Source organism: Paenibacillus sp. FSL F4-0122, from assembly GCF_038002845.1.
Lineage (GTDB): Bacteria > Bacillota > Bacilli > Paenibacillales > Paenibacillaceae > Paenibacillus_AQ > Paenibacillus_AQ odorifer.
The window spans coordinates 5541521-5554858 of record NZ_JBBODI010000001.1 but is presented as its reverse complement, the minus strand read 5'-3'; the positions used below and the strand labels follow the sequence as shown (position 1 = coordinate 5554858).

The window sequence follows — 13338 nt, the reverse complement described above, 5'->3', positions numbered from 1 at the left end:
TGTGCTCTTATTTTCTAAAGTAGTAGAAGTTCTGTCCGCATCATTCTACTATTCAAATTTTAACTGAAGCGAATCACAAATTGGCATATAGCCTATCTTTTGATAGATGCTATTAGATGTGGGATTTGCTAAGTCCGTATATAAGACGCACTTAATAAACCCTTTATCCAATGCAAGTTGGCTTATTTGCGCCACAATTGAAGTAGCGTAACCCTTTCCGCGCTCATATGGAGGGGTATAAACAAATGCCACGCCAATTGCCGTCTGCATTTCCCTTGTATATCCTGCCATAGATACGGGTATCCCGTTGTCCTCTAAAATATAGAGTTTCTTCGATGCTATTCGGTAGAGGTAAGGGTCTGCATCTTGCGGGATGGACATTTCTGTTTTACCATAATTCCCCGCTGCATAAAATGCTTCAGCCCAGTATGGGAAAAAGTGAATATCCTTTTCATCTAGCAATCGAACGATACCAACCTTTTGAATGTCTGGATTTACTGCAGTAAGTTCATATATACGTTGGCTCATCATTGTTTTAAAGGATATTCCCTTGCGCAAGGTATATTCTTTGGCAAAATACTCTGCCAAGGTTTTTTCGGTCATCACACCTGGAATTTCACGGTCTTTCAGCCCATCTATCAGACAGTTTATAGCTTCTGGGTTTATTATGTTGTCTGTTGCATAAAGCGTAATATTGTGTGGCGGTGTCATTATGGCGGTAAGTTGTATGCCCCTAGAATCTGAAATAGTTACCATAAGCCAATTTACAGGGTCACGCCAGTCTGTTTTGTCTTTTCCTTCATGCCCAATTATGATATTGCCAAGAGGAATCAAATTTTGTGCTTCATGACGCATCAGCATACCATAGGTATCATTGTAAAACTCATGCACATCCGTATACAACTTGAATTGCATTGCAATATCACCCTTTCATCTGCTCAACGTTTTTCCAGATTTTTCGAACTAATCGTTCTTCTTACAGTTTGTTGATTTTTCGCCTGCCAATTTAATAATTAATTAATGAAGACGCAAAAAACCCCATCCCATTAGGGACGGAGTTGCTCCGCGTTACCACCCTGATTGACGTTTATAATAAACGCCCTCTTAGCCATCGTCCAACAACGATGCTTCTTTGTAACGGTAGAATCCCGGTCCCATCTACTATAATTCGGGGGACAGCTCTGAGGTGATTTTTTGATTCGGATATCCGCTGCCTCGCACCAACCGGCAGTTCTCTGAACGGCGTTTCCAGATCTAATTGTCCTCTTCATCGCATTTGGTAATTATTAATTAAGTTTAATATAAGATAATAGGAATATTCTGTCAATAACTCAAACAACAATAGGGATCTCTAAACTTATATTGCTTCTAAAGCAGATAATCCAACTAATCATGCGACTATATGATTGCGGAGACTACACTACAGTCTGCTTATTTTCTTCATCAACACATAGCACCTGCTTAATCTGTTTCGATTAGCTTGGAGGTCAACTTCACTACTGGCCTGATATACTTCAAAAACCGCTCCGGATCGTGATAAACGTAATGGATTCTCCCAGGGGAAGTATCAAAGCAGTAACCAGTGTCTGCAAAATTAAAAGCTGCCATTGCCCTTTCCATCTTTTCCTCTACACTATGATTTTCCTGCTCATAATTGAATGGCCCATGATCAAAAACAATATACTCGGCTTCGAGAACATCAATCATAAGCATTTGTGGAGGTACTTCACCTTTATAATCAAAAGGAAGACGTACACCAAAACACTCTGTACGTGGAATACCCCAATCGCAGAGTCTGCCATCCGGGTCATTAATATAAGCCATAATCTGACCGCTGCCACCGTTAGATTCACTCCCGCCATCGTCATCCAATTTGCCCTTGATACTATCGAGTAAGCCGCAAATTGTTTCGCAGTCCTGTCCTGTAATAAGACTTTGCTTTTGCCAAAAATCCCAATACCCATTACTCTCATAGTTTTTAATGTGCAAAAATTTGTGAGTGGGAATGGTTACAAAATAAATGTTAAGATCATCTGTAGATTTCATCATACCAATCTCTCCAAATCCGAAAAAGTAGCGGTCGAAAGAGTTTATTTTTGTACGAAGGGCGACAGGCATAGGCTTTTTCCGGTATTCACTTGGAGTTACACCATATGTTCCCTTGAAAGCCCTGGTAAAAGCTTCATGTGATGAAAAACCATAATCAAAAGCAATATCCAAAATGCTCTTTTCACTATCCCGAACCTCTTTTAGTGCGAAGGCTAATTTTCTATGCCGTAGATAATCCCTAAATTGCATTCCCGATATTTCCTTAAATTTTCTCGTAGTATGAAATTCGGAATAACCTAACTTGTGAGAAAGAAATCGTAGCGTTATTGCTTCACTGTTACGATTCTTAATACACTCGTCAATTTCATTAACGATTATTTGGATTTGCTTGTGCCACTCGTACAAATGGTCTGTTCACCTCGTTTCAACCACTCTATAGTCATTGTAGAGTAATGGAATTTGCATTACTTGATTCTACTTGCGGAAAAGAGAGGAGAGGATATATTTGTTCCTTAAATCGCCCTGGAAAATATCAACGTTATCATTCAATGACAATTCAAACGTTTTGGTCCTACTATTTCGGAATCTCATCAGATTTCCTCTTTGCATTTAGTGGTCGGTGTATAACCCTATCGTTCTGTCAAAGTATTTCCGCAAGCAGCTTAAGCGTGTCATGCATTCGCAGGATGGACAAGAAGCACGGAGTATCGGGAGGCATTAAACAAAAGGGCTCGGACCCGTTGAGACATGGGAGTGAAAATCACATGCCCTTACAGTTGTTCCAAGCCACCGCCTCCTCAATTTCCTTCTTATCTCACATTTAGCTAAAGGTAAAATCCTACGAATTCATGAGCCTGCGTGAGTAAACTAGATCATATCGGATTAGTTCAATGCCCATCTCATTCCGGGTAATGGTGATGATTAGGCCCTGTTAGAGTCTCGCGAACGTGATGTAATCGACTTGGACAGGCTCTGCCAATTCGATCCGCAGTGCCCGGTTGATCTGTCCCCGGTGATATTGCCCATGTAAAATGACCTGCGACAGGATGTCACGGACGGACGTTCGGAACGGGACTCCGTTCTGGTTCGCATAGTCGATCATCACGTCCAAATCAAATTCCTCCAGCCCTTCGATATACACACGATATTGCTCGGCGTTTTCTTCGAACATCGTTCGGATCACTCTCAGGTCTTCCTCTTCCTCCCACAACGAATATTGCGCACTGCCCTTGCCCTGCAATCGGGACAGCCAGACTCGTTCCGCAACCGCGACATGCCGAACCAGCTTCAGAAGGTCATTGTTCTTCATCTCACTCTCCTCGAGCGCTTCCAAGATTCGTGCGTCCGCCCAGTACAGGTGGTCCATCATGCGCTTGATCGTCTTCATTTCCGTTTCCCCCTCTTCGTCTCATCGATTACTTGAACCTACTGTTTCCCGCATTGGTCATTTATTTCTCTAATCGTCATAATCTTCAGCAGTCCAAGGTTCTTTTTTTATCGCGCTCATTGGAATCAGGAGACGTGTATCGCCTTTTGGTCAGAATCAGAAAATATAAAAGATGAGACCTTTGCCCTCGGCTACAGTTTGGCTGTAGAAGCGCCGGATATCGTTAAAATGCTGTAGCAGGTAGGCAAAGAACGCATCCTTATCCTCGTCTGAAACAATATCAGGTTCAAGAGGATATACTTCTTCCTTGACCATGGCCGGGAAATCATACCGCAAGCGGAGCTGCGCTTCATCCAGCTCAGAAATAGCCTGAAGCGCTTCTGCAACTTGCTCAGCGCGTAAGGAAAACGCCCCGAATGAGCCAAAATCGATGCCTTTGTCTGACGTCAGCGGAACAACATAGCCAAGAGGGGCATCTCCATCGGAAATAGCTCCACAAAGCAAGTAGTGAATCGCCTCCCAGGATCTATCAATGTCCAGTCCGGGATAATCATCTATTTTCAAGCTCTTCAATGCAATGTCGCCTGCAATAATTTGCTGCACTAGGTTGTCATCCATTGCGAAGTAATATCCACGCATTCCCATGATGTCATCCTTCCTTCCATTCTAGTAGTGACTATACTGCCCTATCAAAATGTAACCTTTGAATTTATCCCGTAGGATAAAAAAAGAGTGAAGATCAGCCCCCTACGTAATCATAATATCTTGTGCGCACAAGTTACTACATCCCGTTTAAGATAGGTATGTCCTACACTCTTTACTAATGAATTTTATGTGTAAAAGATATGGTCACCCACAGCTGTCACCGAAACCAAATCCCCTATACGGCGAGTCTGACTAATAGTCATGACTATGGACCCAGCTGACGCTATTGGCGAATTTATAGCCGTTGGGGCAAGTTTGCGGACTCCAGTGCTGCTATTCTCCCGCAAGCGGTGCATATATACCCCTTTTCATGCCAATAACGACTATGCGGTCCGATAGCAGTCCAAAAAGGACGTATTCCCGCGTTTAGGGTCATCTGTGTCCGATAGTGGCTTCGTACATACAAATGTGATGTAATCACCCATGATCCATACAAACTTCCAGTTAGACTATGACTCCACTGTTAATTGACCCGTATCCATATTATTAAGCACAAGTTTCCCTTCCAGCGGGGTGCCGTCTTCGCTCGCAAGCTTCAGCTTACCCGTACGGCCCTTTTCAATCAATGCCTTTACTTGTGTATCTGTAAGGGTACGCCCGTGGTTCTCTTTCCAGATCACGAATTTGCAGCCTTCTTTGTAATGAGAGCAGCCGTAGCCTTTTTTACCCATAAAAATCATCCCGCCACAGCCAGGACGCGGGCAGTTTCCGATAATTTTCGGACCTGAATTTGCTGATTCCTCTTCGTTAGCTGGTTTACGTTTTCTTGGCGCGGCAGGTTTATCGCTAGTTTTACGAGATGTACCTCCACCACTCCGACCTTTAGCCCCTGTATTCACAGAAGGAGTTTCCCCTTCAAAAGAAGTTTTGGACGCCCGAGACTGCACACGAACCTTGTCCACGATCATACAGGCGAATCTTTTTACATTCTCCATAAATTGTCCGTCCGACGCCGTTCCTCTGGATATCTCGTTCAAGCGACGTTCCCACTGGCCGGTCATTTCAGGTGAAGTCAACAGCTCGATGCCCGCTCCACGTATCAGTTCAATAGCCGTTCGTCCTTTTTGCGTGATGGCGATTTTTTTACCTTGCATTTCAATGTATCCGACATTCTTAAGCCGTTCAATAGTTGCAGCACGGGTGGCTGGAGTACCTAGACCTGAATCCTTCATAGCATCCCGAAGCTCTTCGTCCTCAATCTGCTTTCCGGCACTTTCCATTGCTCTAAGCAGCGTGCCTTCCGTATAGTGTTTTGGCGGCTGTGTATCTTTCTCTTTAACGATAGCGTCACTACAGATCACCTCGTCTGCCGGAGCGATTGCGAACGGTTCATTCACTTCAATCTCTTCGTCTTCCTCATCATCTTTGTTTTTTCCCTTGGACGACTTTGCTTTGTCTTTTTTCTGGTCCGCGTAAATGACCTTCCAGCCGAGGCTTAATAATTCCTTAACAGTAGTTTTGAACTTTTCGTCCTCTACATCAGTCATAACCGTATGCACTTTATATTCCGCAGCCGGATAGAACTGTGACAAAAATCGCCGCACAATCAAATCATACAGCTTTCCCTCATCCGCACTAAGCCCTGTTGCTTTTCGATATGTAGGCAAAATCGCATGGTGATCCTCGACCTTCGAGGGATTGCAGATAAATTTATTTCCTTTATGAACGAGATTACGATTCGCGCCTTTCACCCATTCATCATAAGCCGTCCCTTGGAGCGCAGATAAAGTCTTATGCATCTCCGGAATATTCTGTTCTGTAACATAGTTAGAATTTGTCCGCGGATAGGATATCACCTTATGCTTTTCATATAACGCTTGTGCGATATCGAGTGTTTTTTTAGCGGAAAAAGCGTACTTCCCATTCGCCTCCCGCTGCAACAGCGTCAAATCATACAGTTTATTCGGATACTCTTTCGTTTCCTTAACCTCATAAGAGTCAATTCGTCCCGGTTTTCCTTTGACCTTGGCAGCCAGCGCCTCCGCCTTCTCACCATCAGTCAGCCGGTCACCCTGCCACATACCTTTATAAGTCATTTCATTTTGTGTAAAATGGCCCTCTACCTCAAAAAACTTAAGGGATGAGAACGCCTCAATCGTCTTCTGGCGATCATAAATAAGTGCAAGTACTGGAGTTTGAACTCTCCCCACCGACAGCAGCACATTATGTTTCGTAGTAAATGCACGTGATCCGTTCATACCGATTAGCCAATCGGCTTCACTGCGCGCTTTTGCCGCTTTTGTTAGATTCTCGTACTCCGCCCCATCCTTTAGCTCTTGAAATCCTTTGCGGATTGTCTCTGGTGTCAAATCGGAAATCCACAGCCGTTTCACAGGATGTTCAAGCTTCAAATGCCGCTGAATGAGCGAAAATATATGCTGGCCTTCCCGCCCGGCGTCACAAGAATTTACTAGCAGATCGCTTCGTTTAGCCAGCTCTCCGATTACCTTCAGCTGATCAATGGTCCGCGCATTAGGAACCAGCTTGAATTGGTCCGGAATAATGGGAAGATCATTAATATTCCATTTTTTGTATTTTACATCATATGCATCCGGCTCAGCCAATCCTATTAGATGCCCTATTGCCCATGTAATAATGTACTGCTCCCCTTCAAGATAGGAACGGTAATTTTTAGCCTTTGGTTCTATTGCGGCGGCGATATTCCGCCCCATGTCCGGTTTCTCCGCAATAATAAGTGTCTTCAAAAACATTCGCTCCTTACCTTCTCGTTCTTAAGTCCAAAATAGGTCCAGTACTCTATTATAACATTAACCTCGGTTTTTTTTAATCGACCGGACTTTTCATAGTCTTTCGTTTGATTTAAAATAAGTTGGTATAAGCGTATTCATGTATCGGAGGGAAACAAACCTTGTATGAGAATCACAGATTTACAGAACCTTTTTCTGATCGAAGCCTCTCTGCCCTGAAGGCGGATTGTGAGCAGTGCTTCGGCTTATGTTGTGCCGCATTACCTTTTGCTGCTTCCGTAGATTTCGCTAGAGACAAAGACGCTGGACAGCCGTGTCACAATCTACAGTCGGACTTTCGCTGTGGTGTACATACAGAGCTAAGAGAATTAGGCTACCGTGGTTGTACGGTCTATGACTGTTTTGGAGCTGGGCAAAAGATTTCTCAAGTCACTTATGCTGGAGAAGACTGGAGGAAAAAGCCGAAAACTGCGAAGCAGATGTTCGAGGTATTTCCGATTATGTGGCATTTGCACGAGCTGCTTTGGTATTTACATGAATCTTTGAACCTAGAAATAACCCGTACAATCCATACTGAGCTGCAAACAGCTCTCGATGAAACAGAACAGCTCACCTTACTCAATCCTGAAGCTCTTATAAAGGTGGATGTTTCCGCTCATCGAGCAAAAATCAATATGTTACTGTTGCAGGTCAGTGAAATTGTAAGAACTGACGCTCGTCGTAAACTAAAAAAATCCACGAAGAATTTCAGTCGAGGTGCCGACCTTATGGGAGCAAAGCTCAAAGGAGCTGATCTTAGAGGTGCCAACTTGAGAGGAGCCTATTTAATAGCCGCAGACCTTAGGGATGCTGATCTCAGAGGTGCAGACCTTATTGGAGCAGACTTTCGCGATACTGACCTCAAAGGTGCTAATTTAGCAGAAGCTCTCTTTCTCACCCAGGCACAGATCAATGCGGCAAAAGGCAATACTCTCACGAAATTACCAGCAGCACTCTTGTGCCCTGATCATTGGCACTCTCATTAGATTAAAAAGATCATTTATATCAGCGGTGAATAGAATTTTTTGATCCGAGACACAGCTTCCATAATTTCTAAGACTTCTTTCTCCGCTGTGTTTCGTTCCAGATACTCTACTCTTCCCTGAGATGCTTCCTTGCCCACAACTATTGATAAAGGTATCCCGATCAAGCTTGAATCTTTAAATTTCACGCCAGCGCGTTCATCCCTATCATCGATCAGCGTCTCAATGCCAAGCTTGGTTAGTTGATCATAGAGACCTTCTGCAACCGTCCGCTGCTCACTATCCTTGACGGCCATTATCAAGATATGAACCTGATAAGGTGCCAATGCTGCTGGCCACATTAATCCATCCTCATCATGATGCTGTTCAGCAATAGCGGATAAAAGCCGTGAGATACCAATTCCGTAACAGCCCATAATCATAGGTTGACTTTTGCCTGAAGAATCTAAGTAAGAAGCGCCTAGCTTTTCACTGTATTTAGTACCTAATTTGAAAACATGACCCACTTCAATCCCTTGATGAAAATGCAAAACACCCTCCAAACAATGCGGACAAACTTCACCTTCTGCTACATTCCGTAGATCCCCCACATGCTCAAGCGCAAAATCTCTACCTGGAACTACGTTACGGAAGTGATAATCTTTTTCTCCCGCCCCTGTAATCCCTTGGGTCATATCTGCTACTGCTGCATCTACTAGGACAGTCAGCGTTAAACCCACAGGTCCTACAAATCCACTCTCTACACCGGCTAAGGATTTCACTGCCTCGTAGTCAGCAAGCTTAATCTCATTCATTCCTAAATATTTACTTACCTTAATTTCATTGACTTCATGATCTCCCCGGACCAGAACAGAAAAAATCTGTCCGTCACCTTCATAGATTAATGTTTTAATAATCTGCTCTGGCCGGATATCTAGCTCCTGCTCTAGTTGCTCAATTGTGCGCAAATCAGGAGTGAGGAACTTCTCTATCTCCGGTACTTGCATGACAACTTCATTTTTTGCAGGCCGCACGGACTCTGCCTGTTCCAGATTGGCCGCATAATCACAAACGGAGCATGCAGCAATCGTATCCTCCCCAATCTCAGCCAGCGCCATAAATTCATGACTGCCGCCCTCGCCTCCAATCGCACCGGAATCCGCATGGACAGCACGGAATTTCAATCCACATCGCTCAAATATCCGGTGATAAGCCTCGAACATTTGGATATATGATTTATCGAGACCTTCCATGTTTGTATCAAAAGAGTAAGCATCCTTCATCAAAAACTCTCTGCCTCTCAGCAGTCCAAAACGTGGTCGGCGTTCATCACGGAACTTGGTCTGAATCTGATATACGGTAATAGGAAGCTTACGATAAGAGCTGATCTCATTCCGTACGAGCGTGGTTACTACTTCCTCATGTGTAGGACCTAGTATGAATTCCCGCTCATGACGATCCCGCAGCGTCATCAACTCCTTACCGTATACCTCATATCGGCCTGATTCTTTCCAGAGCTCCGCAGGCTGCATAGATGGCATCAATACCTCCTGAGCCCCAGAGAAATCCATCTCATTCCGCACAATCGCTTCTATTTTCCGTAAAATACGTCTTCCAAGCGGTAAATAAGTATACACACCCGCTGCTAATTGGCGAATATATCCCGCACGCAGCAGTAGCTGATGACTGCTTGTCTCCGCCTCTGAAGGTGCCTCACGCAGAGTTGTTAATAAAAGATTACTTTGACGCATATTTGTACCCTCCCTAAAAAATGAACGCTCTAAACGCAAAAAGACACATTCGTCAGGGACGAATGTGTCGTGATACCACCCTTATTTAACCGCCAACCCATACATAGTCTACATGGCGATCCTCGATCGAATAACGGCCGATTCCGGCAGCGGTTGTACGCTGCAGCTACCCAGGCAGGATACCATCCACACGTATTTGAGGAACCTTTCAGCCGGTGAGTTCCCTCTCTGTTCTAACGCTTCTAGGATCGTAAGTCCTTGGTCAATGCTTTTGTCATTTAAATATTGTATTAAATCTATATGAAAATAATATTTCCGTCAAGCGTCGGCTCCAAAAAAAAAGCCGCTTCTCCAGCAGGTAAACTGCTTGTGAAACGGCTTCTTAAATTAAAGCTTAGACAAGAACGCTTGAACCCATCAGATATTTATCCACTTCACGTGCAGCTTCGCGACCTTCGTTGATGGCCCAGACCACCAAACTTTGACCACGACGCATATCGCCAGCAGCAAACACCTTATCCACATTCGTGTTGAACTTGCCGTAACGTGCTTTCACATTGGTACGACGATCGGTCTCCAGTTTAAGCTCCTCAACAATATCTTGCTCTGGTCCATCGAAACCAATAGCGATAAGAGCGAGTTGAGCAGGATATACAGCTTCTGTTCCAGGAACGGGCTGATAGATTTTACGACCTGTCTCATCCACGATCCGGCGGATCTGCACGGTATGAAGCTCCTTCAAGTTCCCCTCTTCATCCCCAACAAATTTAGTGGTCATGATTGAGAATTCACGCGGATCATCACCAAAAATAGCTTTCGCTTCTTCTTGCGCATAATCCAAGCTGTACACATTCGGAAATTGCGGCCAAGGATTAGCAATCGGATCCCGTTGCAGAGGCGCTTTTTCATGTGTACCAAATTGAGTGATACTGCCGCAGCCATGACGAAGTGCTGTGGCAACACAGTCAGAACCTGTATCCCCTCCACCCAAGACGATTACATCTTTACCTTCAGCGGATACATAGTTACCATCCTCCAGATTGGAATTCAAGTAACTCTTGATCGTTCCATTTAAATAATCCATGGCATACATAACGCCCTTAAGCTCACTACCTTCAATGTTGAAACGGCGTGCTTTAGTAGCTCCACCACACAGAACAACCGCATCATATTCATCAACAAGCTGCTGAGCCGGAATGTCTTTACCGATCTCAGTGTTCACCACGAAGTTAATTCCTTCAGCAGCCAGCAAATCTACACGACGTTGTACAACTTTTTTATCAAGCTTCATAGTAGGTATTCCATATGTCAGCAGTCCGCCAATGCGGTCACTGCGCTCAAATACAGTTACAGTGTGTCCAGCCTTGTTAAGCTGTGCTGCCGCGGCAAGTCCAGCAGGTCCAGAGCCTACAATTGCAATTTTTTTGCCAGTCCGTTTCTCAGGAGGATTAGGTACAACCCAGCCCTCTTCAAAACCCTTATCAACGATCGCAAGTTCAATTGTTTTGATGGTTACCGGCTGTCCGATCAGACCCACTGTGCAAGAGCCTTCACATGGGGCGGGACAAATACTGCCTGTGAATTCAGGAAAGTTGTTTGTCTTATGCAGACGTTCCAGTGCTTCTTTCCAGAGTCCACGATACACCAAGTTATTCCACTCCGGAATTAAATTGTGTACTGGACAACCTGAGGTCCCGCCAGCCATATCAATACCTGTATGGCAATAGGGGGTTCCGCAATCCATACAGCGTGCGCCCTGTGTCCGAAGCTCGTCCTCGGATAAATGATGGTGGAATTCTTCCCAGTCCTTTACCCGCTGCTCAGGATCCCGATCACCTGGGAGCTGCCGTTTATACTCCATAAAACCTGTAGGTGTAGACATGTTTACGTTTCCCCCATCCGTTCTCTTCGTGTTGAAGTATAGTACATTGTAGCATATTGCGGCTTCGTATGGTTGTCAGCAACGCAATGAAGTACCTGCACATTCTATTCTATACCTATACATAATCATTTCTAATTTTAATTATAGTAACATTCATCACTTTTGCACAGTAATGGATAAATCTACTGATTATTTGTACTATTTCACATGTTATGTCAGAGAAAACGTTTTATTGCTATTCCGTACGTTCATAAACAAGGAAACGGTAATCATACGGATTCTTCTCATCACGAATTCCCTTGATATTGGAGACCTCTTTCCACATCCTCCAGTCAATCTCAGGAAACCGGGTATCTCCTTCAAAATCCTGATCGATCTGCGTCAACATTAGCTTTTCAGCATACGGCAGCATCAAGCGATAAATTTCTGCACCACCGATCACCATCAGCTCATCTTCTTTTCTACCCTCGCTGAGAGCCTCTTCAAGCGTGTGTAGAACCACTGCACCTTCAGCTGAATAATCAGTATCCCTAGTTAGAATTAGGCTCGTTCTGCCCTTCAAGGGCTTGCCTCCGAGCGAATCCCATGTTTTGCGGCCCATTAGCATTCTTTTGCCCAATGTTTCTGCTTTGAAATAAGCAAAATCCAGCGGTAAATGCCAAGGCATATCGTTATCTTTTCCTATGACATGATTGGCACCCATTGCCCATATTAAGCTAATACTCATGAAGTTCCCTCCTTCCTTCATACTAAATTAAAAAACTACGCTGCCAGAAATTATATTTGCGAATCTTAATTTATAACAATTACGTTATACTGCGATCGGCGCTTTTATCGAAGGATGCGGATTGTACCCCTCAATGACCAGATCTTCCAGTTCAATATCAAAAATTGATTTCTTCTGTGAATTAATAACCAGGGTAGGCAATGCTCTTAATTCTCTTGATAATTGCTCTTTCACTTGCTCAACATGGTTTGAATAGATATGCGCATCACTAATGCTGTATACAAACTCACCTACTTCTAGACCACATTCATATGCAATTAAATGCGTAAGTAATGAGTAAGATGGAATATTGAAGTTTGCCCCGAGAAAGGAGTCAGCACTGCGTTGCAGCAAGTGGCAGCTTAGTTTACCATTTGCAACATAGAACTGGAACATAACGTGGCAGGGCGGTAACGCAGCTTTACTTCCTTTTGTTCCGGCATTTATAACATCTTCCGGGTTCCATGCGCTCACGATTAAACGCCGAGAATCAGGATTTGTTTTGATCTGATGAATAACGTCTTGTAATTGGTCAATTGATTCACCAGTAGAAGATGTCCAATTCCGCCATTGTTTACCGTAAACATTCCCTAGCTCACCATATTTCGCAGCAAACTCATCATCTTCTAAGACACGATCACAGAATGATTTCATCTCTGCTTGATACACTTGATTAAAATCTTCATCAACTAAACAACGATTCCCGAAGTCTGTCATATCTGGGCCAACATATTCGTCTGATTCAACCCATCTTTTAAAAGCCCATTCATCCCAAATATGATTATTATTTTTCAATAAATAACGAATGTTGGTATCGCCTTTAATAAACCACAATAACTCACTTGCAATTAAGCGAAACGGTGTACGTTTTGTTGTAAACAGCGGGAACCCTTTTGATAAATCAAATCGCATTTGATAACCAAAAACACTAATTGTACCAGTTCCTGTACGATCTTCTTTTTTTACACCATGATCTAAAATATATCGTAAAAAATTCAAATAGGTTTGTTCTAACTCATTCGTCAATGTACTGCACCTCCGTAATATTACACCTCATATATTATATCTGAAAAATCCGAATTTTGTAGA

10 protein-coding genes and 1 other annotated feature are annotated in these 13338 nt (G+C 43.7%); of the genes, 1 reads left to right on the top strand and 9 read right to left on the bottom strand.

The annotated features are described in order from the left end of the window. Positions 1–48 precede the first annotated feature (48 nt). The 5 genes from MHH49_RS24225 to MHH49_RS24205 all read right to left on the bottom strand — a co-directional run bounded on the left by MHH49_RS24225 (position 49) and on the right by MHH49_RS24205 (position 6846). Positions 49–915, bottom strand: a complete 867-nt coding sequence (locus MHH49_RS24225; RefSeq protein ID WP_036687666.1) for a GNAT family N-acetyltransferase — start codon at positions 913–915, stop codon at positions 49–51. Between the two features lie 130 nt (positions 916–1045). Beyond that, positions 1046–1280: a binding site (T-box leader), on the bottom strand. Between the two features lie 181 nt (positions 1281–1461). Beyond that, entirely contained in the window at positions 1462–2454 is a 993-nt protein-coding gene (locus tag MHH49_RS24220) for a helix-turn-helix transcriptional regulator (protein WP_341138555.1), read from the bottom strand. Positions 2455–2980: 526 nt separating this feature from the next. Further along, positions 2981–3436, bottom strand: a complete 456-nt coding sequence (locus tag MHH49_RS24215; RefSeq protein ID WP_076144753.1) for a DinB family protein — start codon at positions 3434–3436, stop codon at positions 2981–2983. Between the two features lie 156 nt (positions 3437–3592). Then, positions 3593–4081: a YfbM family protein gene (locus tag MHH49_RS24210; RefSeq protein ID WP_076103932.1), complete on the bottom strand. Its 489-nt coding sequence runs from the start codon at positions 4079–4081 to the stop codon at positions 3593–3595. Positions 4082–4590: 509 nt separating this feature from the next. Beyond that, on the bottom strand, positions 4591–6846 hold the full coding sequence (locus MHH49_RS24205) for a type IA DNA topoisomerase (protein WP_076098791.1): 2256 nt from the start codon (positions 6844–6846) through the stop codon (positions 4591–4593). Positions 6847–7010: 164 nt separating this feature from the next. Here MHH49_RS24205 and MHH49_RS24200 point away from each other — a divergent pair, with 164 nt between their 5' ends. Continuing rightward, a complete protein-coding gene (locus MHH49_RS24200) occupies positions 7011–7874 on the top strand; it encodes a pentapeptide repeat-containing protein (RefSeq protein WP_076098774.1) in 864 nt (287 codons plus the stop codon). 14 nt (positions 7875–7888) lie between these two features. Here the strand turns inward: MHH49_RS24200 and MHH49_RS24195 are convergent, their stop codons facing one another. The 4 genes from MHH49_RS24195 to MHH49_RS24180 form a co-directional block, all read right to left on the bottom strand. After that, positions 7889–9601 carry a proline--tRNA ligase gene (locus MHH49_RS24195; RefSeq protein WP_076098773.1) on the bottom strand — a complete coding sequence of 571 codons (1713 nt, stop codon included), beginning with the start codon at positions 9599–9601 and terminating at the stop codon, positions 7889–7891. Positions 9602–9995: 394 nt separating this feature from the next. Then, on the bottom strand, positions 9996–11483 hold the full coding sequence (locus MHH49_RS24190) for a glutamate synthase subunit beta (RefSeq protein ID WP_036687677.1): 1488 nt from the start codon (positions 11481–11483) through the stop codon (positions 9996–9998). A 235-nt stretch (positions 11484–11718) separates the two neighbouring features. Continuing rightward, on the bottom strand, positions 11719–12210 hold the full coding sequence (locus MHH49_RS24185) for a dihydrofolate reductase (protein ID WP_076098772.1): 492 nt from the start codon (positions 12208–12210) through the stop codon (positions 11719–11721). A gap of 84 nt (positions 12211–12294) precedes the next feature. Then, positions 12295–13275, bottom strand: coding sequence for a thymidylate synthase (locus tag MHH49_RS24180; protein WP_036687680.1), 981 nt, complete (start codon positions 13273–13275; stop codon positions 12295–12297). Between the last annotated feature and the right edge of the window lie 63 nt (positions 13276–13338).